This is a genomic window from Pseudomonas sp. ZY71, assembly GCF_036542145.1.
Taxonomy (GTDB): Bacteria; Pseudomonadota; Gammaproteobacteria; order Pseudomonadales; family Pseudomonadaceae; genus Aquipseudomonas; species Aquipseudomonas koreensis_A.
Window position 1 is genome coordinate 4,620,382 of record NZ_CP144274.1, and the last position, 25,426, is coordinate 4,645,807.

A 25,426-nucleotide genomic window follows, 5' to 3' on the forward strand; every position below is an offset into this window, starting at 1 on the left:
CACACAACCTGATGAGGAGACAGGCCATGTCCTTGCAACACAGCAGCGAAGACAAAATTGAAGTGATCCGCACCAAGCCCGGCCAATCTCTGGGTTGCTCGATACTGGATAAGGATGGGCGTGAAGTACCGATCACTGAAGAAATGATCCAGCAAGCGTGCAGCGAACTGGAGAAGCGATTGGTCAAGCCTGCCGAACAAGAGTGATATAGCCACCGTCTTCATGACCCGGTCCTTTTGACCGGGTTTTTTCTGTCTGCAGATCAGGTATTTGTGGCGCGGCCTTCGCGAGCAGGCTCGCTCCCACATGGACCTTTATTCGCTGAAGATCTCCTGTGGGAGCGAGCCTGCTCGCGAAAGGGCCGACCCGGTATCTAGACGGCCACCGCCCCCAGCGCCGCCACAATTCTCGCCAACGCCAGCGACTCCCCTTCAATCCGCACCTTCAGCCCTTCAATCTCGCGTCGCACCGGATATTGCTTGCGCAACATGTCGAACGCCGCCCGCTGCTCACCGACATTGCCTACGAGGCTGCGGCGAAAATCCGCGTCATCGCGGCGCGGGTCGTACACCCCACGGCACAACATCGCCAGCGCCCAGGCCGGATCGCTGTCAGCATGCAGGGTCACTTCAGACAACCACGGTGCCGGCAACAGATCACTGAGTTGGATAACTGCCGGTTGGCCGCTGAATGCGCAATACGCCTGATAAATCTGCGCCGTTCCGCGCTGTTTGCCGTCGAGGCTGTAACCGGCGATGTGCGGCGTGGCCAATACGCAGAGTTCGGCCAGCGCCGTGTCAACCTCAGGCTCGGCTTCCCAGACGTCGAGAACGGCTTGCAGGTCTTCACGTTCCAACAGCACTTTGCGCAACGCGGCGTTATCCACAACCGGACCACGCGCTGCGTTGATCAACCAAGCGCCGGGTTTGAGTTGCTGCAAACGCTGCTGATCGAACAGATGCCAAGTGGCCCCGCCGCCGCTGCGGGTCAACGGCGTGTGCAGACTGATCACGTCGCACTGCTCAATGATTTGCTCGAGGCTGACGTACTCACCGCCCTCGGCAGCCTGACGCGGCGGATCGCAGACTTTGACGTTCCAGCCCAGGCCCTTCAGGACCTTGATCAGGCGCCCGCCTACCTCGCCGGCACCAACGACACCGTAGGTCCGTTGAGTGAGATCGAGACCTTCTATTTCGGCAAGCGTCATCAGACTGCCCAGCACGTAATCAACCACGCCGCGGGCGTTGCAGCCGGGCGCACTGGACCAGGTAATGCCGGCCTCATTGAAGTACTCGAGATCCAGATGATCAGTGCCAATGGTGCAGGTGCCGACAAAGCGCACCTTGCTGCCCTCGAGCAACGCACGATTGACGTTGGTCACCGAGCGCACGAGCAACACGTCGGCCTGCTCGACCGTCGCGCGGTCGATGGAACGGCCCGGTACCCGGCGGATCTCGCCGAAACCGGCAAAAAAGGCATCGAGCAGCGGGATATTTTCGTCGGCAACAATCAGCATGGCGGGCTCCTTAGGCGGATCGGCAGTTTAGGTGCAGATCGGTTGCCGGGCCAGCGGGCTTTGCGCTTACAAATCCGCAACAGAGGATTTTTCCTGACTGTAACGTCAGCGGCGTAGAATGCGGCGCCTTGCGCATCAACACCTGTGGACGCTTTGCCTGTGAATTCTGTAACTGATCAACCTGTCGCTGTTTCCCTGACCCGCCCCGCGCGGATTCGCCTGGAGTTCAAGAACCTGCTGGCCCTCGCGCTGCCGATCATCATCGCGCAATTGGCGACCACGGCCATGGGCTTCGTCGATGCGGTGATGGCTGGCCGCGTCGGGCCAAAGGATCTGGCGGCGGTGGCGCTGGGCAACTCGATCTGGGTGCCGGTGTTTCTGCTGATGACCGGCACCCTGCTGGCGACCACGCCGAAAGTCGCCCAGCGTTTTGGCGCTGGCACTCACAGCGAAATCGGCCCGCTCGTGCGTCAAGCGTTGTGGCTGGCGCTGGTGGTAGGGCTGATTGCGACGGCGATGCTGGTCGCCGCCGAGCCGGTGCTGCACCTGATGAAGGTCGATCCCGAGCTGATCGGCCCGTGCATGCAATATCTGCATGGCATCGCCAGCGGCCTGCCGGCGGTGGCGTTCTATCACGTGCTGCGCTGCACCAGTGACGGCATCGGTCGCACGCGTCCGGCGATGGTGCTGGGCCTGTGTGGTCTGGCGCTGAATATTCCGCTGAACTACGTCTTCATCTATGGCCACTTCGGTGTGCCGGCGATGGGCGGCGTCGGCTGCGGTTGGGCCACGGCGATCGTTATGTGGGTGATGGCGCTGGGTCTGGCCGGTTATGAGCGCTGGGCCCCGGCCTATCGTTCGAGCGAGATTTTCAGCCGTTTCGACTGGCCGCAATGGGCGGTGATCAAGCGTCTGCTGGCGATTGGTCTGCCGATCGGCATCGCGGTGTTTGCCGAGTCGAGCATTTTTGCCGTGATCGCGCTGCTGATCGGCAGCCTCGGCGCCACGGTGGTGGCCGGGCATCAGATTGCACTGAACGTCAGCTCGCTGGTGTTCATGATTCCCTACTCGCTGGGCATGGCCGTTACCGTGCGTGTCGGTCAGGCACTCGGTCGTGAAGAACCGCGAGAGGCGCGTTTTGCCGCTGGTGTCGGCATGGGTACCGCGCTGGCTTACGCCTGCCTGTCGGCGAGCATGATGCTGTTACTGCGCGAGCCGATTGCGGCGATCTACACCGCTGACCCGACGGTGATTCACATCGCGGCGATGCTGATTGTGTACTCGGCGCTGTTCCAGTTTTCCGACGCCATTCAGGTCACCGCTGCCGGCGCGCTGCGTGGTTATCAGGACACTCGGGTGACGATGATCCTGACCCTGTTCGCCTATTGGGGGATTGGTTTGCCGGTGGGTTACGCCCTCGGCCTGACCGACTGGCTCGGCGAGCCACGCGGCCCGAGCGGTTTGTGGCAGGGTCTGATCGTTGGCCTGAGCTGCGCAGCGTTGATGCTGTCGATTCGCCTGACGCGCAGTGCGCGCAAGCGGATTCGGATCAGTCGTAGCGCAGGCTAAGCCATTAACACAGGACAAAAAAAGTGGGAGCGAGCTTGCTCGCGAATGCGGTGATTCAGTCGACATTTACAGTGACTGACACTCCGCTTTCGCGAGCAAGCTCGCTCCCACATTTGGTTTTGCGTTCGCTTGGGATTCAGGCGTGTTTCTTGCGGATCCAGTACAGGTAAGTACCGGCCTCTTCGTGCTGGCTCACCAGTTCATGGTCGAGAAACACGCAGAATTTGGGGATATCGCGTTTGGTCGATGGATCGGTGGCAATCACCTTGAGCAGGCCGCCGGGTACCAGGTCACGGATGTGCTGGTGCAGCATCATCACCGGTTCCGGGCAATTGAGGCCGGTGGCGTCGAGGGTGCCGTCGACCGGGGTATCGATCATTTCACTCATGATTCACTCCTGAAACTGGCCGGCATTGTCGCGCATTGCCGGGTGTTCGGTCATCTGTGGCGTTACACCACACACCCTGTGGGAGCGAGCCTGCTCGCGAAGGCGTCGTATCAGCCAACATCATTGCTGGATCGGATTGCGCTTTCGCGAGCAGGCTCTCTCCCACAGGGTTTTGCGGTGTGTCAGCGGGATTTTGGTTTCTTGATGTCATGCCGGCGCAAATGGCAGGTCACTTCTTCGCGATCGTGATACAGCTGTTTGCAGCCGATATCGACCTTGATCCCGCGTGCCTTGAAGCCATCGGCAATGCGCTCGAGCAAGCGCTTCACTTCGGCGTAACGTTGTTTCATCGGCAACTTCAGGTTGACCACCGCCTCGCGGCAATGCCCTTCGCCGATCCACTCTTCGAGCATCGCGGCGTTACGTGCCGGTTTCTCGACGATGTCGCAGACCATCCAGTCCACCGGTTGCTTGGGTTTGAAGGTAAAACCGTCGGCCATCAAATGCTGCACCAGGCCGGTGTCCATCAGGCTTTCGGCCATCGGGCCGTTGTCGATGGCGGTCACCAGCATGCCGCGGTTGACCAGTTGCCAGGTCCAGCCGCCCGGTGCGGCGCCAAGATCAACGCCAGTCATGTCGCTGTGCAGACGATCTTCCCACTGATCACGCGGAATGAAGTGGTGCCACGCCTCTTCCAGCTTCAGCGTCGAACGGCTCGGTGCCTCACGCGGAAACTTCAGGCGCGGAATGCCCATCGGCCACATCGCCGAGTTACCGGCATCGGCCATACCCAGAAACACTTCACGACCGCTCTTGAAGGTCAGCAGCAGACGCGGCTTGCTGGCGTCCTCCACCAGTTTGCCGGCGCCGGTCAGCGCCTTGCGCAGCGGGCCCTCGAATTTCTTGCAGAAGTTCGACAGTTCTTTGCCGTCATTGGTATCGACGACTTCCAGCCAGAGACTGCCGCACACCGGGAATTCGGCCATGTGCGCGAGGATCACGCTGATGCGATCGGTTTCCGGCAGATCAATGAAAACCCCGCGCGCCCATTGGCGCGGGAAGATCAGTTCGGCGAAACGCTGACCGCGCATCAGGCGCTCGGCGCCATCTTCTTCGGTGCAGACAAACTCGGCGCACGCGGTGGCCGCTTTGGCCTTGGCGTAGCCGGCCACATTGAGTTGCGCGGCGAGGTCGGAAATCTCCGAACAGACTTCGCCTTCGAAGCCTGGCCGGCAATGCATGAATAGGGTGTTCATTCTTACTCCTGGGCAGAGGGCGGTGATTCGGCCCCTGCGCGATGCTCAGGCCTTGCGTTGCAGCAAAGCCTGTCACGAAAACCGGCGCATGATAGCCGATGTCGGAACCTTGGACTTACCCATAGAGTCCAGTTATTAGCCAGCTAATGAAAACAGGGCTACGTTGATAGCTCTGCCCGTCCCCTCAATCCGTAGCCGTGCGGATTCAAAGGAGTGATCGTAATGCCGTCCCTCGATAGTCTGAAGACCCTTAAAACACTGCAAATCGACGACAAGACCTACCACTATTTCAGCCTGCCGGATGCCGCCAAAAGCCTGGGCGACCTCGACAAGTTACCGATGTCACTGAAAGTCCTGCTGGAAAACCTGCTGCGCTGGGAAGATGAAAAAACTGTCACCGGCGCCGACCTCAAGGCGATCGCCGCGTGGCTCAAGGAGCGTCGCTCCGACCGCGAAATCCAGTACCGGCCTGCCCGCGTCCTGATGCAGGATTTTACCGGCGTGCCCGCCGTGGTCGACCTTGCCGCCATGCGTGCGGCGATGGCCAAGGCCGGCGGCGATCCGCAGCGAATCAATCCGTTATCGCCGGTGGACCTGGTGATCGACCACTCGGTGATGGTCGACAAATTCGCCACGCCCAGCGCTTTCGAGCAGAACGTCGACATCGAAATGCAGCGCAACGGCGAACGTTATGCCTTCCTGCGTTGGGGCCAAAGCGCCTTCGACAACTTCAGCGTGGTGCCGCCGGGCACCGGCATCTGCCATCAGGTCAACCTCGAATACCTCGGCCGCACCGTGTGGACCAAGGATGAAGACGGCCGCACCTATGCGTTCCCCGACACGCTGGTCGGCACCGACTCGCACACCACCATGATCAACGGCCTCGGCGTACTCGGCTGGGGCGTCGGCGGGATCGAAGCGGAAGCGGCGATGCTCGGGCAACCGGTGTCGATGCTGATTCCGGAAGTGATCGGTTTCAAACTGACCGGCAAGCTCAAGGAAGGCATCACGGCCACCGACCTGGTCCTGACGGTGACGCAGATGCTGCGCAAGAAAGGCGTAGTGGGCAAGTTCGTCGAATTCTACGGTGACGGCCTCGCTGATCTGCCGCTCGCCGACCGCGCGACCATCGCCAACATGGCCCCGGAATACGGCGCGACATGCGGCTTCTTCCCGGTTGATGACGTGACTTTGGAATATCTCCGCCTGTCCGGGCGGCCGCCGCAAGTGGTGAAACTGGTCGAGGCCTACACCAAGGCTCAGGGCTTGTGGCGTCTGCCCGGTCAGGAACCGGTATTCACCGATAGCCTGGCGCTGGACATGGGTAGCGTCGAAGCGAGTCTGGCGGGACCGAAACGTCCACAGGATCGCGTCTCGCTGCCAAACGTGCCGCAAGCCTTCAGCGACTTCATCGATCTGCAATTCAAACCCACCAGCAAAGAAGAAGGACGTCTGGAGAGTGAGGGCGGTGGTGGTGTCGCGGTGGGCAACGCCGATCTGGTCGGGGAAACCGATTACGAATACGAAGGCCACACCTATCGTCTGAAAAACGGTGCGGTCGTCATCGCCGCGATTACCTCCTGCACCAACACCTCCAACCCGAGCGTGATGATGGCCGCCGGGTTGTTGGCGAAGAAAGCCGTGGAGAAAGGACTGACCCGCAAACCGTGGGTGAAGAGTTCGCTGGCACCGGGTTCAAAAGTGGTTACCGACTACTACAAGGCAGCGGGGCTGACGCAATATCTCGACCAGCTCGGCTTTTCCCTGGTCGGTTATGGCTGCACCACCTGCATCGGCAATTCCGGGCCGCTGCCGGAACCGATCGAGAAAGCCATCCAGAAAGCCGATCTCACCGTGGCATCCGTGCTCTCCGGTAACCGCAACTTTGAAGGCCGCGTGCACCCGCTGGTGAAAACCAACTGGCTGGCCTCACCGCCGCTGGTGGTCGCCTATGCCTTGGCCGGTAGCGTGCGCAGCGACATCAGCAGCGAACCGCTGGGCGAAGATCAGCAAGGTAATCCGGTGTATCTGCGCGATATCTGGCCAAGCAGCAAAGAGATCGCCGATGCAGTGAATCAGGTCAGCACGGCAATGTTCCACAAGGAATACGCCGAAGTGTTTGCCGGTGATGAACAATGGCAGGCCATCGAGGTGCCGCAAGCGGCGACTTACGTGTGGCAGGACGATTCGACCTACATCCAGCATCCACCGTTTTTTGATGATATTTCCGGGCCGCTGCCGGAAATCAAAGACGTCAAAGCTGCACGGGTGCTGGCCTTGCTCGGCGACTCGGTAACCACCGACCACATCTCCCCCGCCGGCAACATCAAGGCCGACAGCCCAGCCGGACGTTATCTGCGCGAAAAAGGCGTGGAACCACGGGACTTCAACTCTTACGGCTCACGTCGCGGCAATCATGAAGTGATGATGCGCGGCACCTTCGCCAATATCCGTATTCGCAATGAAATGCTCGGCGGTGAAGAAGGTGGCAACACGATCTACATTCCAACCGGCGAGAAACTGGCGATCTACGACGCGGCGATGAAGTACCAGGCTTCGGGCACGCCGCTGGTGGTGATTGCCGGGCAAGAATACGGCACCGGTTCCAGCCGTGACTGGGCGGCCAAGGGCACCAATCTGCTGGGCGTGAAAGCGGTGATCGCGGAAAGCTTCGAGCGGATCCACCGCTCCAATCTGGTGGGCATGGGCGTGTTGCCGCTGCAGTTCAAGCTTGATCAGAACCGCAAGAGCCTCAACCTGACCGGCAAGGAGACCTTTGAAATCCAGGGTCTCACCGGCGTCGAGCTGACACCGCGAATGAACTTGCCGTTGGTGATTACCCGTGAGGATGGCAAGCAGGAGAAAATCGAAGTGTTGTGCCGGATCGATACGTTGAATGAAGTGGAATACTTCAAATCGGGCGGGATTCTGCATTACGTCCTGCGCCAGTTGATCGCCTCATGACGAATCACGCATAACCGATGTAGGAGCTGCCGCAGGCTGCGATCCTTTGATCTTGATCTTTAAAACCAGATCAAAAGATCGCAGCCTGCGGCAGCTCCTACAAAGGGGTACACTTTTCCATGGACGAAAAAAAACCCGCCGAAGCGGGTTTTTCCCAAGACCATTATCGACTCCCTGTCGGCAGCGATCCTTGCAAATGGTCGATCATCCGTGATCCTGAAACACTCCCTGTGTCTCAGTTGATGTGTGTAGATTACGCAGTGGATCCAATCAGCAATAGTCGTAAAAGCTACCAGCGCGTGTAAGACATTCGCCATAGCAACCCTTCCGAAAACCCTTAGCCCTGTCAGGCATCGAGCATGGAAGCCGCGATCTGTGCGACTTTCAACTGCCCTGAGGCCTGTTCCAGCGCGTCATCCTCGAGAAACCACGCAGCCGACAAACCGGCGAACGCCAGCACCCATTGCAGCAGTCTTCGGTGATCAAGCCCGGCAGTTTCGACAATCACATCCAGCTGCCGGCGAAAACGCGCGGGATCCGTCGCCGTCGGCAAGTCCGGATTACACATCAGGTTGGCGTAGTCAAAACCGCGCTCGCCCCTGACCCGCTTCGGATCGATTGCCAGCCAGCCACGCTCGCCGAAATCCAGAACATTGTCGTGATGCATGTCGCCGTGCAGCACCACCACATCCTGTGGGTTGGCGAGCAGGTTTTCGGCGGTTTGCAGACTCAGGGCGTAGAGGCCGCCATGTTGTGCAGTCGCGATGCGCAGTGAAGCAAACCATGGACCCAACTCCACCAGCGGCGGAGGCGGCGTTTCACGCGGTGCATGCAATCGTGCCAGCGCCGAGCACAGAATCCGGCTCGCCTCGTCGTCTTCGCCATTCATTGCCATGTGCATCAGCGAGCGGCTGCCCATGGCGCGCTCCAGCAGCAGACCATCCTCGTGATGCGCCAACACCTGCGCGGCACCGTCACCGTCCCACCAGGTCATCAGCCGATTGCCGTACTTTTCATCGACATCCAGCGCCACCTTGAGCATGGCCGGCCTATCGTTCAGGCGTACCGGTAACAAACGGCTGCCGGGCGTGATGATCGGCGCGCCGTCCGGCACCAGTGCCCAGCGCCTCAGCCAAGGTTCGAAAATGTCAGCCACCGTCACGCTCGCGGGCCTTGGCGCTTTCGAAAAGAAACAGTTCGAGACGGCTCAACTGTTCTTCCCAGCCACGGCTGTCCATGAAGTAGGCCTCTTTCTGGCGAACATCGGGAATATGCGCGAAGCCTGACTCGGAGACCTTGAGCAGTGTGCCCTCCTCGTAATCCTGCAGCTCGAACTTGACCAGCGTGGTCGGCTCCTGGGAATAGTCGATATTCGGATTGACCGCATACGGATGCCAGCGAAACGAAAACAACTGCTGCGGCTCGACCCGCTCGATCAGCACATTCCACAACACATGTTCATAACCCGGATACGTGACCTGCCCTTGCGTCCATTCGCCGGCAATAAACCGCCTGCCCTCAAGCGCCACCCCAAACCACTGGCCAAACGCCTCGGCATCGACCAATGCGCGCCAGACATGCGAACGCGGCGCCTTGAGCGTGATCTTGCGTTCGAAACTATTGGGTACTGGTTTCATACGTCACCTCCTGTTCTGAACACTAGGCCTGTATGACCACATGTCCAATGTGAAGTTGTATCAGAGCGGTGCAGTCATTCATCAGCAAGGACACATCAAGCTGCACTTTTTGACCGGTGCGTGATGGACCATGGCACCTTCAGCCCAACGAAACTGTTACCTTTTCCAGCGAATCTGAATCCACAAGGACGAATCATGCCGCCATCCCTCGCTGAACGTTACCGCGGTGCCCTGCTCGGTCTTGCATGCGGCGACGCTGTCGGTACTACGGTTGAGTTCAAACCACGGGGATCATTCCAACCGTTGACCGATATGGTCGGCGGTGGCCCGTTCCACCTCAAGCCAGGGCAGTGGACCGATGACACCTCGATGGCCCTGTGTCTGGCAGAAAGCCTGCTGAACAAGAATGGATTCAATGCTGCCGATCAGATGGGCCGCTATCTCAACTGGTGGCAATGGGGTTACCTCAGTTCGACCGGTGAATGTTTCGATATCGGCATGACCGTCAGTCAGGCGCTGGCGCAATATCAGCAAACCGCAGAACCCTTCGCTGGCTCTGCAGACCCTTATAGCGCCGGCAACGGTTCACTGATGCGTTTGGCTCCGGTGGTGCTGTTCTACTTTCCCGACGCCCGGCAAATCCAGAGCTTTGCCGCCGACAGTTCGCGAACCACCCACGCAGCACCAGAAGCCATCGAATGCTGCCAATTGTTGGCCGGGTTGATTGCCAGCGCGCTTGAAGGCGCGAGCAAAGCAGAACTGCGTCAACTGCCCCTTGCCAGCTTCTCGCAACCCAAGGTCGCTTCAATTGGGCGTGGCGATTTCCTCGGTCTGTCCGAGGCAGACATCAAAGGCAGTGGCTACAGCGTGCAGTCGCTGGAAGCAGCGTTGTGGTGCTTTCACCACACGGACAGCTTCGAAGCGGCCATTTTGCGAGCGGCCAACCTGGGCGATGACGCCGATACCACTGCCGCGATCACCGGCCAGTTGGCCGGCGCCTATTACGGCGTGCGGGGGATTCCTGAACACTGGCTGGAAAAGCTGCACGACGGTGAAGAGATTGCGGCGACAGCAGACCGTTTGCTCGACGCCTCCCGACTGCGCCTGCCTGAATAAGCGCAAAGCAGACGCTACACTGCTCGGCACTTATCTTCGATACAGCGAGACTTGACCATGTCCCCACGCCTGCTTCTGACTCTGATGCCCTTCCTGTTTACACCCCTCGCCGATGCCGCCATCGACTGTGCCAACGCCAGCGACCAGGCGACGATGAATCAGTGCGCCGGGCAGGACTTCAAAGCGGCGGACAAAGAGTTGAACACGGTGTACCAGCAGATCAGCGGGCGTTTGAAGGACAACCCGGATGGCAAGAAGCTGTTGGTCAGCGCGCAGCGGGCGTGGCTCGGATTTCGGGATGCCGAGTGCAAGTTTTCATCGTCCGGGGTAACTGGCGGGAGCGTTTATCCGTGGGTTTACAGCAGTTGTCTGACGGGGGTGACCAAGGTGCGGGTTGAGGCGTTGAAACAGTATTTGAAGTGTGAAGAAGGTGACATGAGCTGCCCGGTGCCCGGGGCCTGATTTTTTGCGGCGGTATTGAGGGATCTTTCGCGAGCAGACTCGCTCCCATATTGGAATGTATTTCAAATGTGGGTCAACGCCCGTTCAACGCGTTGCGCGTGATCATGTTTTGCTCAGGCCGATACGACTCGGCCCTGTGCACACTCGCGCACACGACAGGAGCACCACTGCGCAGACTTTCCTCCAGCACATGCCTTAGCCGTAACAATCCCTCACGTTGCATCGCCAGGTTGGCCTCGATCTGGCGTATCTCATCCATACGGATATCGATTTGCTCAATGGTCAGCGATTTCGAACAACTGCCATCCTGCAGGAACAGACCGCGAATGGTGTCGAGAGAAAAACCGAGCCGCTGCGCGTCGCGTACCAGTATCAATCGGGCAACAGCCGCCTCTGCGTAATGGCGATATCCATTGGCGTCACGGGTAGAAGGCTCCAGTAACCCTTGTTCCTCGTAATAGCGAATGGCCGAAGCGGCAACACCGGTGCGCTTGGAAACTTCTCCAATCTTCATAAAAACTGCTTGACCTTCAAGTTGGCTTTAATCGTTAGCATAAGCCCAGGTTCAGCACGACAGCCAGTCGTTATTGACCCACCTGAACAACTTCACCTTTATGGAATTTGATGATGAGCACACTGACAGACCTGCTGAAATGGCGCTACGCAACGAAAAAGTTCGATCCATCCCGGACAGTGCCCGATGAAAAAATCGAGCGAATTCTGGAGGCGGTGCGGTTAACGCCGACATCAAGTGGACTGCAGCCCTTTGAATTGCTCGTAGTGACCAATGCAGAGATTCGCGAAAAGATCAAAGCCGTCAGCTGGAACCAGGAGCAGGTCACCGACTGCTCTCACTTGCTTGTATTTGCCGCGTGGGACGACATCACTGCCGAGCGGGTCAACATGATGTTTGACCTGACTAACGAAGTTCGCGGAACCATCAACGAAGGATGGGAAAATTACCGTCAGATGCTCTTGGGCATTGTCGCTGGACGTGGCAAAGAGGCCAATTATCAGGCGGCTGCGCGGCAGGCTTACATCGGTTTGGGCTCGGCGTTGATCGCCGCGGCGTTTGAAGAAGTCGATGCCACACCGATGGAAGGTTTTGACCCTGCGGCGATCGACGAAATCCTCGGACTCGCAGCCCGCAACCTGCGTAGCGTGGTGATTCTGCCGCTGGGGCATCGAGCCACTGAGGGAGACTGGTTGGTCAACTTGAAAAAGGTTCGCCGCTCGCGGGAAAACTTCGTTACCGAAATCAAATAAACCCGGTAAGAGCGGGCGACTCAAACATGCCTCTGGCGTGTGCCCCCCCGCTCTAATCAATTCCAGACCCCATCATCGATACCAGCGGCCACCGAGTGGGTCGCGTCCCTCCCCTGCGCTCGACTTGTTTCGAATTTCGAGAGCCTATCGACATTGAAATCCCCCCAAAGCGATTGAACTGACCTCTACTCTGTGGAGCTCACCTCCGATGCGAGCGTTGCCCTTCACAAAACAAGAACAATTTATTATTGCCATTCGATAATTTAACATCGAGAATTAGTCATTCCAATGACACCGCAAGGATTTTTCATGAGTACTCGTAACAACGGATTGGCACTGCAGCGCATGCATTGGGTCGGACTACTGGCTGCGATTCTTGTCTGGGTTTTGGGGGTGACCGAGGTCGGTGGCAACGCTTCGATCTGGTTCTTCAAAACTGATGAAATGCTCGCAGCTCTGCTCTACGCCTTCGCCGAAAATTCGCCGCAATTACTTGACCCGTTTGTCGAAGGTGCGCTGCTTGCCCCTGAAACATGGCTCTCGCCAATCGTCACTGGGTTGCTCGTCGTTCTGGATTTCCTGCCCGTTCTGCTTTCGACCTACGTGCTCTGGCTGACAGGGTTGTTTTTCCTGCGCTTGTCGCGCGGTGAAACCTGGACCGAGCGCAACATCAAGGTGCTATGGCGAGTGGGGATTCTGTGCATCATTTCTCCGGCCGCCTACCCGCTGGTAGAAACGTTGCAAGGTTTGGCCCTGTCTATCGATCTGCCGCCAGGGGATCGTATTTTTCAGTTCTCGGTCGGCCTGTCTTCCACTTCTGCCTACGAGATTGTCAAAGGCGTATTGCTCTGTTTGTTTTCAATTATCATGCGCGATGCAAAAGTACTCAGCGATGAGCAAAGCCAATACATATAGAACAATACAATGACCATTATCGTCCGCCTTGACGTTGTCATGGCCACGCAAAAAATTCGCTCGAAAGAGTTAGCTGCGCTGCTGGGCATTACCGAGGCCAACCTGTCGTTACTGAAAAATGGCAAGGTCAAGGGCGTGAAGATGGCCACCCTGGACAAACTCTGCGCCGCACTCGATTGCCAGCCTGGCGATCTGCTGGAATACCAGAAAGACTGAACCTTGCGCATCCACGCGAGTTAATTGTCGTCAGTCCACACCGTTTAACTCTTATTCAATCCTTAGTTTGTAAGGCGGCTTTGTCATGACCCGGTTTTTATTCTGCGCGCTGTTTTTACTGACAGCGTTGATCAGCGGCTGCGCCACACAAATGGACGTAGCGCTAAATGCCACACCTGATCCGGATTATCATTTTGATCGAAAGGCAACTGTGCTGGTGACGTCTGTAGGCGGCAGTGACGAAAATGCGCTTAATGCCCGCTACTATCTTCGCGACATGGTTAACGCGCTGAAAGACCGGGGCTACCGGGAGGTCTACAGCGACGCCAACCTACCAAAGAACCATGCGCCGATAAACATGACGGTCAGCCTCGATATTGGCAGTCGACAAGTGACTTATCGTTATACCGCCACCGAGTATGGGCACGTGCCGACCAGCACCTCTACCGTGTGCAAGAACAGCAAGAAAAAGGACGACCGACTGACCTGCACCAGTACACCCAACACGACCTACGGCCCGATAGGTACCTCGGAGCGAACCGGTTACACCACGCTCAGTACATTCAATGCCACGGCCCGGGATGAAGCCAGCAAACGCACGGTCTACCTGCTTCGCGCCTCGTCGTATAACGAGGACTGCCAGTCCGCCAAGGTCGAAGACTTTCTAGTAGAGCAAGGCTTGCAGAACCTGAACTTCGAGGATCGTGTGCAGCGCAACTACACCGTCACGATGCCCGAGGGGTACCGCTGCAAATAGGGCAACTCACAACCTCGGCTCATCCAGCATGAGCCGGGGCTGCGAACCGTTAGACGTGCGGGTCTCCAGGCGCCTTGGTCGGCGCCGCGTATTGCGGCTTGAGATGGCCGTCCTGATCAAGTAGCCAGGCATCCATGATCTGCCGCACCACAGGGCCGGCAACACGACCTCCGGCCTCGCCGTTTTCGATCATCACCGAAATCGCAATCTTCGGATGCTCGGCCGGCGCGAAGCCAACGAACAAGGCGTTATCGCGGTGGCGCTCGAGGGTTTTTTCGCGGTTGTAGCGCTCGCCTTGCTTGATCGCCACCACTTGCGCCGTACCACTCTTACCGGCGATACGGTATTGCGCGCCTGCCGCTGCCGCCCGAGCGATGCCGCGGGCATCGTGCATCACCATCTGCATGCCATGGTTGACCTGTTCCCAATCTCGCGGATCCTTGAGCAGGATGTTCGGCATCGGATGCTCATCGACCGGGGCGACGCCATCGACGGTCTTGGCCAGGTGCGGCCGGTTCCACACTCCTTTGTTGGCGATCAATGCCGTGGCCTGAGCCAGTTGCAGTGGCGTGACCTGCATGTAGCCCTGACCAATGCCGAGGATGACCGTTTCGCCCGGGAACCACGCTTGCCGGCGAGTCGCGCGTTTCCACGCTTGCGATGGCATCAGACCGGGCGACTCTTCAAACATGTCCAGCGAGACTTTCTCGCCGAGCCCGAACATGGCCATGTAATCGTGCAGGCGATCGATGCCGAGTTTATGCGCGAGGTCGTAAAAATAGGTGTCATTGGAACGCATGATCGCCGCGTCCATGTCCACCCATCCGTCGCCGCTGTGGTTCCAGTTGCGATACTTGTGATCGAAGTCCGGGAGCTGGTAGTAACCGGGGTCGAAGACGCGGGTCTGCGGCGTCACGACACCAGCGTCGAGGCCGGCGATGGCCACCTCTGGTTTGATCGTCGAGCCAGGCGCGTAGAGCCCGCGCAGTACGCGGTTGAACAGCGGACGGTCGATCGAATCGCGCAGTGCCGAGTATTCCTTGGAGCTGATCCCGGTGACGAACAGATTCGGATCGAAGCTGGGATTGCTGACCATGGCCAACACTTCACCGGTCGACGGATCGAGCGCTACCACTGAGCCGCGACGATCACCCAGTGCGGCTTCGGCAGCTTCCTGCAGTTTGATGTCGAGGCTCAGGACGATATTCTGGCCAGGAACCGGATCGGTATGTTTGAGCACACGCAGTACGCGTCCCTGGGCGTTGGTTTCCACCTCTTCATAACCGACATGGCCGTGTAGCTGCGCTTCGTAGAAACGCTCGATGCCGGTTTTACCGATGGATTGAGTACCCCGGTATTCCACCGAGTCGAGGCTCTTGGATTCTTTTTCGTTGATACGGCCAACGTAACCGATCGAGTGGGCGAAGTGCGCGCCGAGCGGGTAATGGCGAACGAACTGCGGCTCGACATCCAGACCCGGGAGGCGGAACTCGTTGACGGCCAGTACGGCAATTTGCTCTTCCGTCAGCTCATAGAACAGCGTCACCGGTGTAAACGGGTGGCGAGACTGCTTCATGGCTTTATCGAAGACTGTGCGATCTTCTGCAGGCAGGTGCAGGAGATTGATGACTTCGTCCAGTTCCTGATTGACGTCAGTGGCGCGTTCGCGGGTGATGGTCAGGTTGAAACTGGGACGGTTATCCGCGAGCAGCACGCCATTACGATCGTAAATCAAACCGCGTGTCGGCGGGATCGGCAAGACATGGACGCGATTGTTCTCAGAGATAGTCGAGTGGTAGTCGAATTCCACCACTTGCAGGATGTACAGGCGCACAACCAGAGCGCAGCTGACAGCGAAGACGAACATGGCGCAGGCGATCAACCGTTTGTTGACCAGACGCGTCTCTTTCTCGTGATCCTTGATCGGGATGGGTTCAGGCATTTCTACAGCAACTCTTTGACATAAATGATTGCCGATCCGTGGGCATGACATCAGTCCTTGAAAAACGAGCTGCACCATACCAAAAAGTGCCCGGTCACTTCAGAAGGAATTTCCCCAATGGCCACTCTTGCGACGGTTGGGGCGGATCAATGCGTTGGAAGTACTTTCCTGCGGGCAAAACAAAACCCCAACTGCTTTCGCAATTGGGGTTTCGGAATTTAATCTTGACGATGACCTACTCTCACATGGGGAAACCCCACACTACCATCGGCGATGCATCGTTTCACTGCTGAGTTCGGGATGGGATCAGGTGGTTCCAACGCTCTATGGTCGTCAAGAAATTCGGGTACTGAGTCGTGGCCAGTTGGCCTCGCTTCAGCAAATTGGGTATGTGGTAGTTTTCGGTGTTTTGTGCTGCTTTTTTAAGTGCAGTCGAACTTTCGGTTCGTTTCGTCTTCACACACCGCAACTTGGCCTTTCGACGCAAATTGCTTGGGTGTTATATGGTCAAGCCTCACGGGCAATTAGTATTGGTTAGCTCAACGCCTCACAGCGCTTACACACCCAACCTATCAACGTCGTAGTCTTCGACGGCCCTTCAGGGAACTCAAGGTTCCAGTGAGATCTCATCTTGAGGCAAGTTTCCCGCTTAGATGCTTTCAGCGGTTATCTTTCCCGAACATAGCTACCCGGCAATGCCACTGGCGTGACAACCGGAACACCAGAGGTTCGTCCACTCCGGTCCTCTCGTACTAGGAGCAGCCCCTCTCAAATCTCAAACGTCCACGGCAGATAGGGACCGAACTGTCTCACGACGTTCTAAACCCAGCTCGCGTACCACTTTAAATGGCGAACAGCCATACCCTTGGGACCGGCTTCAGCCCCAGGATGTGATGAGCCGACATCGAGGTGCCAAACACCGCCGTCGATATGAACTCTTGGGCGGTATCAGCCTGTTATCCCCGGAGTACCTTTTATCCGTTGAGCGATGGCCCTTCCATACAGAACCACCGGATCACTAAGACCTACTTTCGTACCTGCTCGACGTGTCTGTCTCGCAGTCAAGCGCGCTTTTGCCTTTATACTCTACGACCGATTTCCGACCGGTCTGAGCGCACCTTCGTACTCCTCCGTTACTCTTTAGGAGGAGACCGCCCCAGTCAAACTACCCACCATACACTGTCCTCGATCCGGATAACGGACCTGAGTTAGAACCTCAAAGTTGCCAGGGTGGTATTTCAAGGATGGCTCCACGCGAACTGGCGTCCACGCTTCAAAGCCTCCCACCTATCCTACACAAGCAAATTCAAAGTCCAGTGCAAAGCTATAGTAAAGGTTCACGGGGTCTTTCCGTCTAGCCGCGGATACACTGCATCTTCACAGCGATTTCAATTTCACTGAGTCTCGGGTGGAGACAGCGCCGCCATCGTTACGCCATTCGTGCAGGTCGGAACTTACCCGACAAGGAATTTCGCTACCTTAGGACCGTTATAGTTACGGCCGCCGTTTACCGGGGCTTCGATCAAGAGCTTCGCGTTAGCTAACCCCATCAATTAACCTTCCGGCACCGGGCAGGCGTCACACCCTATACGTCCACTTTCGTGTTTGCAGAGTGCTGTGTTTTTAATAAACAGTCGCAGCGGCCTGGTATCTTCGACCGGCATGAGCTTACGGAGCAAGTCCTTCACCCTCACCGGCGCACCTTCTCCCGAAGTTACGGTGCCATTTTGCCTAGTTCCTTCACCCGAGTTCTCTCAAGCGCCTTGGTATTCTCTACCCAACCACCTGTGTCGGTTTGGGGTACGGTTCCTGGTTACCTGAAGCTTAGAAGCTTTTCTTGGAAGCATGGCATCAACCACTTCGTGTTCTAAAAGAACACTCGTCATCAGCTCTCGGCCTTAAGATCCCGGATTTACCTAAGATCTCAGCCTACCACCTTAAACTTGGACAACCAACGCCAAGCTGGCCTAGCCTTCTCCGTCCCTCCATCGCAATAACCAGAAGTACAGGAATATTAACCTGTTTTCCATCGACTACGCTTTTCAGCCTCGCCTTAGGGACCGACTAACCCTGCGTCGATTAACGTTGCGCAGGAAACCTTGGTCTTTCGGCGTGGGTGTTTTTCACACCCATTGTCGTTACTCATGTCAGCATTCGCACTTCTGATACCTCCAGCAAGCTTCTCAACTCACCTTCACAGGCTTACAGAACGCTCCTCTACCGCATCACCCGAAGGTGATACCCGTAGCTTCGGTGTATGGTTTGAGCCCCGTTACATCTTCCGCGCAGGCCGACTCGACTAGTGAGCTATTACGCTTTCTTTAAAGGGTGGCTGCTTCTAAGCCAACCTCCTAGCTGTCTAAGCCTTCCCACATCGTTTCCCACTTAACCATAACTTTGGGACCTTAGCTGACGGTCTGGGTTGTTTCCCTTTTCACGACGGACGTTAGCACCCGCCGTGTGTCTCCCATGCTCGGCACTTGTAGGTATTCGGAGTTTGCATCGGTTTGGTAAGTCGGGATGACCCCCTAGCCGAAACAGTGCTCTACCCCCTACAGTGATACATGAGGCGCTACCTAAATAGCTTTCGAGGAGAACCAGCTATCTCCGAGCTTGATTAGCCTTTCACTCCGATCCACAGGTCATCCGCTAACTTTTCAACGGTAGTCGGTTCGGTCCTCCAGTTAGTGTTACCCAACCTTCAACCTGCCCATGGATAGATCGCCCGGTTTCGGGTCTATTCCCAGCGACTAGACGCCCTATTAAGACTCGCTTTCGCTACGCCTCCCCTATTCGGTTAAGCTCGCCACTGAAAATAAGTCGCTGACCCATTATACAAAAGGTACGCAGTCACAGAACAAAGTCTGCTCCCACTGCTTGTACGCATACGGTTTCAGGATCTATTTCACTCCCCTCTCCGGGGTTCTTTTCGCCTTTCCCTCACGGTACTAGTTCACTATCGGTCAGTCAGTAGTATTTAGCCTTGGAGGATGGTCCCCCCATATTCAGACAAAGTTTCTCGTGCTCCGTCCTACTCGATTTCATGACTAAGAGATTTTCGCGTACAGGGCTATCACCCACTATGGCCGCACTTTCCAGAGCGTTCCGCTAATCTCAAAGCCACTTAAGGGCTAGTCCCCGTTCGCTCGCCACTACTAAGGGAATCTCGGTTGATTTCTTTTCCTCAGGGTACTTAGATGTTTCAGTTCCCCTGGTTCGCCTCTTGCACCTATGTATTCAGTACAAGATAACCATCTTATGATGGCTGGGTTCCCCCATTCAGACATCTCCGGATCAAAGTCTGTTTGCCGACTCCCCGAAGCTTTTCGCAGGCTACCACGTCTTTCATCGCCTCTGACTGCCAAGGCATCCACCGTATGCGCTTCTTCACTTGACCATATAACCCCAAGCAATCTGGTTATACTGTGAAGACGACATTCGCCGAAAATTCGAATTTCTCAATTAAGAGAACTCACAAATTTTACCTTAGCCTGATCCGTTACCAGTGAAAGTAACGTTCAGTCTATCTTTCTATCACATACCCAAATTTTTAAAGAACGATCTAATCAAAAGACTAGAAATCAATATTCTCAAGGGAATACTCATTTCTAAACTTTCAGAAGCAGTTATATGGTGGAGCCAAACGGGATCGAACCGTTGACCTCCTGCGTGCAAGGCAGGCGCTCTCCCAGCTGAGCTATGGCCCCATAACAAAATTGGTGGGTCTGGGCAGATTCGAACTGCCGACCTCACCCTTATCAGGGGTGCGCTCTAACCAACTGAGCTACAGACCCAATTTCGAGCGCGTAACTGTTAGCTTGGAGCTATCAGCTTGGAGCTTAAAGCTGCTTCTATCGTCTTCTTCAATGAATCAAGCAATTCGTGTGGGAACTTATGGAGCAGCTGATGTCGTCGATTAAGGAGGTGATCCAGCCGCAGGTTCCCCTACGGCTACCTTGTTACGACTTCACCCCAGTCATGAATCACACCGTGGTAACCGTCCTCCCGAAGGTTAGACTAGCTACTTCTGGTGCAACCCACTCCCATGGTGTGACGGGCGGTGTGTACAAGGCCCGGGAACGTATTCACCGTGACATTCTGATTCACGATTACTAGCGATTCCGACTTCACGCAGTCGAGTTGCAGACTGCGATCCGGACTACGATCGGTTTTATGGGATTAGCTCCACCTCGCGGCTTGGCAACCCTTTGTACCGACCATTGTAGCACGTGTGTAGCCCAGGCCGTAAGGGCCATGATGACTTGACGTCATCCCCACCTTCCTCCGGTTTGTCACCGGCAGTCTCCTTAGAGTGCCCACCATTACGTGCTGGTAACTAAGGACAAGGGTTGCGCTCGTTACGGGACTTAACCCAACATCTCACGACACGAGCTGACGACAGCCATGCAGCACCTGTCTCAATGTTCCCGAAGGCACCAATCCATCTCTGGAAAGTTCATTGGATGTCAAGGCCTGGTAAGGTTCTTCGCGTTGCTTCGAATTAAACCACATGCTCCACCGCTTGTGCGGGCCCCCGTCAATTCATTTGAGTTTTAACCTTGCGGCCGTACTCCCCAGGCGGTCAACTTAATGCGTTAGCTGCGCCACTAAGAGCTCAAGGCTCCCAACGGCTAGTTGACATCGTTTACGGCGTGGACTACCAGGGTATCTAATCCTGTTTGCTCCCCACGCTTTCGCACCTCAGTGTCAGTATCAGTCCAGGTGGTCGCCTTCGCCACTGGTGTTCCTTCCTATATCTACGCATTTCACCGCTACACAGGAAATTCCACCACCCTCTACCATACTCTAGCTCGACAGTTTTGAATGCAGTTCCCAGGTTGAGCCCGGGGATTTCACATCCAACTTAACGAACCACCTACGCGCGCTTTACGCCCAGTAATTCCGATTAACGCTTGCACCCTCTGTATTACCGCGGCTGCTGGCACAGAGTTAGCCGGTGCTTATTCTGTCGGTAACGTCAAAATTGCAGAGTATTAATCTACAACCCTTCCTCCCAACTTAAAGTGCTTTACAATCCGAAGACCTTCTTCACACACGCGGCATGGCTGGATCAGGCTTTCGCCCATTGTCCAATATTCCCCACTGCTGCCTCCCGTAGGAGTCTGGACCGTGTCTCAGTTCCAGTGTGACTGATCATCCTCTCAGACCAGTTACGGATCGTCGCCTTGGTGAGCCATTACCTCACCAACTAGCTAATCCGACCTAGGCTCATCTGATAGCGCAAGGCCCGAAGGTCCCCTGCTTTCTCCCGTAGGACGTATGCGGTATTAGCGTTCCTTTCGAAACGTTGTCCCCCACTACCAGGCAGATTCCTAGGCATTACTCACCCGTCCGCCGCTGAATTCAGGAGCAAGCTCCTGTCATCCGCTCGACTTGCATGTGTTAGGCCTGCCGCCAGCGTTCAATCTGAGCCATGATCAAACTCTTCAGTTCAAACATCTTTGGGTTTTTAAGAAACCCTAAACTTGGCTCAGCAATCGTTGGTTACATCTTTGATTTCTCGCGGAGTAACTTGTGATGCTGATAATCTTGTTGACTATCAGTCTGACTCCACAAGCACCCACACGAATTGCTTGATTCAGTTGTTAAAGAGCGGTTGGTTAAGATCTTTCGTCTCAACCGAGGCGCGCATTCTACAGCAGCCTCATTTGCTGTCAAGTGATTATTTTCAGAAGCTTTCGAAGAATTCTTCAACAACTTCAACCACTTGCGCTTCCGATCTCTCGTCAGCGGGAGGCGAATTCTACAGCGTTACACGCTGCTGTCAACACCTCTTTTTCAACTTCCTTTCGGCTTCGATGAACTGAAGCAACTCACTGCCGAAACCTACATAACTCGTTGAATCTCAAGGAGTTTTCCGTTTCGACTGCGCCGGAAGTGGGGCGAATTATAGACATCTGAAATCTGCCGTCAACTGTTAATTTAGCTTTTCTATCGATCAGTGGAAAAAGGCCTCTTCTATATAGACGTAACTCGATCGAGTGCGCAGTATATTGCCCAACATCAACAATAAAGCCTTGCTCTCACCTTGGACGACGCCACGTAATGAATGACCAGCCACGATCTCTTGCCTCAATGCTGTTCCCGGTTGGCCTGCTATTAATAGCCATGGCGTCGATCCAGTCCGGCGCTTCTCTGGCCAAAAGCATGTTCCCCATCATTGGCGCTCAGGGAACCACCACGCTGCGCCTGATCTTCGCCAGCGTGATCATGCTGTTGATACTGCGTCCATGGCGCGCCAGGTTAACCGCCAAATCATTGCGCACGGTCATTGTCTATGGCATGGCATTGGGCGGCATGAACTTCCTCTTCTATATGTCATTGCGCACGGTGCCGTTGGGAATTGCCGTCGCCCTCGAATTCACCGGGCCACTGGCCGTGGCCATCTATGCCTCCCGCCGCGCCATCGACTTTCTCTGGATCGCCTTGGCCGCCGCAGGCTTGATGCTGCTCATTCCTACAGGCGCAACCAGCGCTGGTATCGATCTGGTAGGCGCCGGGTATGCACTGGGAGCGGGTGTCTGCTGGGCGCTTTACATTCTGTTCGGTCAGAAGGCCGGCGCCGATAACGGAGTGACGACCGCTGCTTTAGGGGTAATGATCGCAGCATTGTTCGTGGCCCCTATCGGCATTGTGCATGCAGGTGCAGCCCTTTTGACCCCATCGCTGATCCCGATTGCCATTGGCGTCGCCATCCTGTCCACCGCCCTGCCCTACACACTGGAGATGGTCGCCCTCACCCGCCTCCCGGCACGCACTTTCGGAACATTGATGAGTATCGAACCGGCCTTCGGAGCGTTATCGGGCCTTCTGTTTCTGCATGAATTCCTCACGCTGTCACAATGGATGGCGATCCTGTGCATTATTCTGGCATCCGTCGGCGCCACCATGACCATGGGTAGCGCTGCGAAACCCGCCATCGCGGCTGATTGAAAGAGGTTTTTACGAAGGTCTGGCAATTGGCGCGCATTTAGGCCATGTTTAGACCCGTAACCCAATGCCAGACATGGATTTTTTCGGACAGGGATTTCAAAACGCTTAAAGCGCAAGCGAACACAGGCAAACCCGAGCGTCAGACTCGTGGCCGCTATAAGGACGGTAATGAAACGAATTTTGATACTGATCGCCATACTGGCTGTTGCGGGTTGTGCGGCGACTTCGGAAACTCAGGTAAAACGCGGAAAAAAAGGGCTGCACATCAACTGTTCGGGGCTATCGTCCTCCTGGGACAAGTGCTACACCAGTGCCGCCAACGCCTGCTTGCCGAAAGGCTACAAGGTTATCGCCAAATCCGGTGACGCCGTGGAAGAGCCCGGCGATTACCCGTTCGGTCTCAATCCTGCGGGTTACACCAGTCGCAGCATGATCGTCATCTGTAAATAGATCAGCGCTGCCCGGCAATCTGCCGGCCAATCTCTTCATGGCTGGACTTCAGCACCGCTTGCTGAACGTCCGGCGTCGCCAGCATGCGCGCCACCACCAATGCGCCGACGCATTGCGACAGCACCGACCACGCCAGGGTCTCGCTCTCAAGTATCTGTGCCCAGCGCTGTTGAAGCCGACAAATCCACAGCTCGGCCTGTTCGCGCACCTGCACATCCGATCGGGCAATTTCTGCCCCCAGCGCCGGCAACGCGCAACCGGCCTCAGGTTGTTCTACGTGGGCCATGCTCAGATAGTGTTTGAGACAACGCGCCAGTCGCTCACGATCCTGCGTACCCTCGCCTCCCAGTCGCTCAAGGCTTTGCCCCAGCTCTCGCTCGACGATGGCGGTGAACAACGCATCCTTTGACGAAAAGTGACTGTAGAACGCCGCACCACTCAATCCGATAGCCTTCATCAAACCATCGACGCCCACAGTGGAAAACCCGGAGCGCTTTGCTGACAGCGCGCTGCTCTGCAGTAGCTTTTCCCGTGTTTCCAGCTTGTGACTGGCGGAGTAACGCATGTGTTTGCCCTCGAATCGACTGCCTTGACGTTGCCTGGATCCTAGCATAACGTTCGTTCACTTAACGATCGTTTAATAAAGGGATTCACCCATGAATAACAAGAAGGTCGTATTGGTTGTCGGCGCCGGCGATGCCACGGGCGGAGCGATTGCCAAGCGTTTTGCCAGAGAAGGATTCGTCGCCTGCATCACCCGACGCAGCGCCGACAAACTGCAACCGCTGGTGGACGCGATCAAGGCTGAAGGCGGCGATGCCCACGGCTTTGCCTGCGATGCGCGCAAGGAAGAAGATGTCATCGCGCTGATTGAAGACATCGAAACCCGCCTCGGGCCGATCGAAGCCTTTGTCTTTAATATCGGCGCCAACGTGCCGTGCAGCATCCTTGAGGAAACCGCGCGCAAGTATTTCAAGATCTGGGAGATGGCCTGTTTCTCAGGATTTCTCAATGCCCGTGAAGTGGCCAAACGCATGGTCACGCGCAATCGCGGCACGATTCTCTTCACCGGTGCCACCGCCGGACTTCGCGGCGCCTCCGGGTTCGCCGCTTTCGCCGGTGCCAAACACGGCATCCGCGCACTGGCGCAAAGCATGGCGCGGGAACTGGGGCCGATGAACATCCACGTCGCCCATGTGGTGGTCGATGGTGCGATCGACACCGATTTCATTCGCAACAGTTTCCCCGAGAAGTACGCCACCAAAGATCAGGATGGCATCCTCAATCCCGAGCACATCGCCGAGAACTACTGGTATCTGCACAGTCAGCCACGGGATGCCTGGACGTTCGAGCTGGATCTGCGCCCCTGGAACGAACGCTGGTAAGCCCCCCGCCATAACAATAACGACAGAGACGCGAAAATGACGAAAACCGTGGAGTTCTATTTCGACCTCGGCAGCCCTGCCACCTATCTGGCCTACACCCAGTTACCGAAGATTTGCGCCGAAACCAACAGTGAACTGATCTACATCCCGATGTTGCTCGGTGGCGTCTTCAAGGCAACCGGCAACGCATCGCCAGCGATGATTCCGGCGAAGGGTCGGTATATGTTCGAGGATCTGGACCGCTACGCGAAACGCTACGGGGTGCCGCTGACATTCAATCCGCACTTCCCGATCAACACACTGATGTTGATGCGTGCCGTCACTGGCATCCAGTTGCGTCAGCCAGAACGCTTTCAGGCGTTTATCGATTGTCTGTTCACAGCGCTGTGGGTTGATGGACGCAGTCTGGACGAACCCGCGACTGTCGCCGCAGTGCTAAGCGAACAGGGTTTCGATCCGCTTGAAGTGCTGGCACTGACTAACGAGGAGTCCGTCAAAGCCGTACTCAAGGACAACACCGAGACCGCGGTTAAACGCGGTGTGTTCGGGGCACCCAGTATGTTTATCGGCAATCAGCTGTTCTTCGGCCAGGATCGGCTCGACTTTGTTGAAGAGGCTTTGCGCCAAGGCTAA

At 56.5% G+C, this 25,426-nt stretch carries 21 protein-coding genes, 2 tRNA genes and 3 rRNA genes; 13 read left to right on the forward strand and 13 right to left on the reverse strand.

What is annotated here, in order from left to right:
• The first annotated feature begins 26 nt into the window (after positions 1-26).
• Positions 27-206: a PA1571 family protein gene (locus VY732_RS20405; protein WP_038369402.1), complete on the forward strand. Its 180-nt coding sequence runs from the start codon at positions 27-29 to the stop codon at positions 204-206.
• Positions 207-373: 167 nt separating this feature from the next.
• Here the strand turns inward: VY732_RS20405 and pdxB are convergent, their stop codons facing one another.
• Positions 374-1,516, reverse strand: coding sequence for a 4-phosphoerythronate dehydrogenase PdxB (gene pdxB / locus VY732_RS20410; RefSeq protein WP_212621399.1), 1,143 nt, complete (start codon positions 1,514-1,516; stop codon positions 374-376).
• A gap of 159 nt (positions 1,517-1,675) precedes the next feature.
• On the opposite strand from pdxB, the gene VY732_RS20415 reads away from it, so the two are divergent.
• Positions 1,676-3,085 carry an MATE family efflux transporter gene (locus VY732_RS20415; protein ID WP_127929161.1) on the forward strand — a complete coding sequence of 470 codons (1,410 nt, stop codon included), beginning with the start codon at positions 1,676-1,678 and terminating at the stop codon, positions 3,083-3,085.
• 136 nt (positions 3,086-3,221) lie between these two features.
• Here the strand turns inward: VY732_RS20415 and tusA are convergent, their stop codons facing one another.
• Both tusA and rlmM read right to left on the reverse strand, forming a co-directional pair.
• Positions 3,222-3,473 carry a sulfurtransferase TusA gene (gene tusA / locus VY732_RS20420; protein WP_007910424.1) on the reverse strand — a complete coding sequence of 84 codons (252 nt, stop codon included), beginning with the start codon at positions 3,471-3,473 and terminating at the stop codon, positions 3,222-3,224.
• 182 nt (positions 3,474-3,655) lie between these two features.
• A complete protein-coding gene (gene rlmM, locus VY732_RS20425) occupies positions 3,656-4,729 on the reverse strand; it encodes a 23S rRNA (cytidine(2498)-2'-O)-methyltransferase RlmM (RefSeq protein ID WP_137218655.1) in 1,074 nt (357 codons plus the stop codon).
• A gap of 222 nt (positions 4,730-4,951) precedes the next feature.
• Between rlmM and acnA the strand changes: the two genes are divergently transcribed.
• On the forward strand, positions 4,952-7,693 hold the full coding sequence (gene acnA / locus VY732_RS20430) for an aconitate hydratase AcnA (RefSeq protein ID WP_331691614.1): 2,742 nt from the start codon (positions 4,952-4,954) through the stop codon (positions 7,691-7,693).
• Positions 7,694-8,039: 346 nt separating this feature from the next.
• On the opposite strand, the gene VY732_RS20435 is transcribed toward acnA, so the two are convergent.
• On the reverse strand, positions 8,040-8,855 hold the full coding sequence (locus VY732_RS20435; protein WP_331691615.1) for an aminoglycoside phosphotransferase family protein: 816 nt from the start codon (positions 8,853-8,855) through the stop codon (positions 8,040-8,042).
• Positions 8,842-9,330 carry an SRPBCC family protein gene (locus VY732_RS20440; protein WP_137218658.1) on the reverse strand — a complete coding sequence of 163 codons (489 nt, stop codon included), beginning with the start codon at positions 9,328-9,330 and terminating at the stop codon, positions 8,842-8,844. The genes VY732_RS20435 and VY732_RS20440 overlap by 14 nt, the downstream gene beginning before the upstream one ends.
• Before the next feature lie 195 nt (positions 9,331-9,525).
• Between VY732_RS20440 and VY732_RS20445 the strand changes: the two genes are divergently transcribed.
• Complete coding sequence (locus VY732_RS20445) at positions 9,526-10,446, forward strand: ADP-ribosylglycohydrolase family protein (RefSeq protein WP_123595132.1); 921 nt, start codon at positions 9,526-9,528, stop codon at positions 10,444-10,446.
• A 57-nt stretch (positions 10,447-10,503) separates the two neighbouring features.
• Positions 10,504-10,908 carry a lysozyme inhibitor LprI family protein gene (locus tag VY732_RS20450; protein ID WP_116030929.1) on the forward strand — a complete coding sequence of 135 codons (405 nt, stop codon included), beginning with the start codon at positions 10,504-10,506 and terminating at the stop codon, positions 10,906-10,908.
• A gap of 73 nt (positions 10,909-10,981) precedes the next feature.
• Here the strand turns inward: VY732_RS20450 and VY732_RS20455 are convergent, their stop codons facing one another.
• The gene (locus VY732_RS20455; protein ID WP_116030931.1) at positions 10,982-11,422 is read right to left on the reverse strand and encodes a MerR family transcriptional regulator; all 441 of its coding nucleotides are present in this window, start codon (positions 11,420-11,422) and stop codon (positions 10,982-10,984) included.
• Positions 11,423-11,535: 113 nt separating this feature from the next.
• Between VY732_RS20455 and VY732_RS20460 the strand changes: the two genes are divergently transcribed.
• The 4 genes from VY732_RS20460 to VY732_RS20475 all read left to right on the forward strand — a co-directional run bounded on the left by VY732_RS20460 (position 11,536) and on the right by VY732_RS20475 (position 14,062).
• A complete protein-coding gene (locus VY732_RS20460) occupies positions 11,536-12,174 on the forward strand; it encodes an NAD(P)H-dependent oxidoreductase (RefSeq protein WP_331691616.1) in 639 nt (212 codons plus the stop codon).
• Positions 12,175-12,483: 309 nt separating this feature from the next.
• The gene (locus VY732_RS20465; RefSeq protein ID WP_123595014.1) at positions 12,484-13,089 is read left to right on the forward strand and encodes a hypothetical protein; all 606 of its coding nucleotides are present in this window, start codon (positions 12,484-12,486) and stop codon (positions 13,087-13,089) included.
• 9 nt (positions 13,090-13,098) lie between these two features.
• On the forward strand, positions 13,099-13,305 hold the full coding sequence (locus VY732_RS20470; protein WP_003226632.1) for a helix-turn-helix domain-containing protein: 207 nt from the start codon (positions 13,099-13,101) through the stop codon (positions 13,303-13,305).
• Positions 13,306-13,390: 85 nt separating this feature from the next.
• The gene (locus VY732_RS20475; protein WP_331691617.1) at positions 13,391-14,062 is read left to right on the forward strand and encodes a hypothetical protein; all 672 of its coding nucleotides are present in this window, start codon (positions 13,391-13,393) and stop codon (positions 14,060-14,062) included.
• A 49-nt stretch (positions 14,063-14,111) separates the two neighbouring features.
• Here VY732_RS20475 and mrdA read toward each other — a convergent pair whose 3' ends face one another.
• The 6 genes from mrdA to VY732_RS20505 form a co-directional block, all read right to left on the reverse strand.
• On the reverse strand, positions 14,112-16,004 hold the full coding sequence (gene mrdA, locus VY732_RS20480) for a penicillin-binding protein 2 (protein ID WP_116030939.1): 1,893 nt from the start codon (positions 16,002-16,004) through the stop codon (positions 14,112-14,114).
• Between the two features lie 222 nt (positions 16,005-16,226).
• Positions 16,227-16,342: ribosomal RNA gene (gene rrf / locus VY732_RS20485) — 5S ribosomal RNA — on the reverse strand.
• A 165-nt stretch (positions 16,343-16,507) separates the two neighbouring features.
• Positions 16,508-19,401 (reverse strand): 23S ribosomal RNA (locus tag VY732_RS20490).
• Positions 19,402-19,635: 234 nt separating this feature from the next.
• Positions 19,636-19,711: transfer RNA gene (locus tag VY732_RS20495), tRNA-Ala, on the reverse strand.
• A 10-nt stretch (positions 19,712-19,721) separates the two neighbouring features.
• A tRNA-Ile gene (locus tag VY732_RS20500) sits at positions 19,722-19,798 on the reverse strand.
• 123 nt (positions 19,799-19,921) lie between these two features.
• Positions 19,922-21,458, reverse strand: a 16S ribosomal RNA gene (locus tag VY732_RS20505).
• Together the 16S, 23S and 5S rRNA genes with 2 tRNA genes alongside form the textbook arrangement of a ribosomal RNA operon.
• Positions 21,459-22,070: 612 nt before the next feature.
• Here VY732_RS20505 and rhtA point away from each other — a divergent pair.
• Together rhtA and VY732_RS20515 are read left to right on the forward strand one after the other, a co-directional pair.
• Positions 22,071-22,958, forward strand: a complete 888-nt coding sequence (gene rhtA / locus VY732_RS20510) for a threonine/homoserine exporter RhtA (protein WP_110720978.1) — start codon at positions 22,071-22,073, stop codon at positions 22,956-22,958.
• Between the two features lie 168 nt (positions 22,959-23,126).
• Positions 23,127-23,408 carry a hypothetical protein gene (locus VY732_RS20515; protein ID WP_116030587.1) on the forward strand — a complete coding sequence of 94 codons (282 nt, stop codon included), beginning with the start codon at positions 23,127-23,129 and terminating at the stop codon, positions 23,406-23,408.
• Between the two features lies 1 nt (position 23,409).
• On the opposite strand, the gene VY732_RS20520 is transcribed toward VY732_RS20515, so the two are convergent.
• The gene (locus VY732_RS20520; RefSeq protein WP_331691618.1) at positions 23,410-23,973 is read right to left on the reverse strand and encodes a TetR/AcrR family transcriptional regulator; all 564 of its coding nucleotides are present in this window, start codon (positions 23,971-23,973) and stop codon (positions 23,410-23,412) included.
• Between the two features lie 91 nt (positions 23,974-24,064).
• Here VY732_RS20520 and VY732_RS20525 point away from each other — a divergent pair, with 91 nt between their 5' ends.
• Positions 24,065-24,793 carry an SDR family oxidoreductase gene (locus tag VY732_RS20525; protein WP_331691619.1) on the forward strand — a complete coding sequence of 243 codons (729 nt, stop codon included), beginning with the start codon at positions 24,065-24,067 and terminating at the stop codon, positions 24,791-24,793.
• A 36-nt stretch (positions 24,794-24,829) separates the two neighbouring features.
• Positions 24,830-25,426: a 2-hydroxychromene-2-carboxylate isomerase gene (locus VY732_RS20530; RefSeq protein WP_331691620.1), complete on the forward strand. Its 597-nt coding sequence runs from the start codon at positions 24,830-24,832 to the stop codon at positions 25,424-25,426.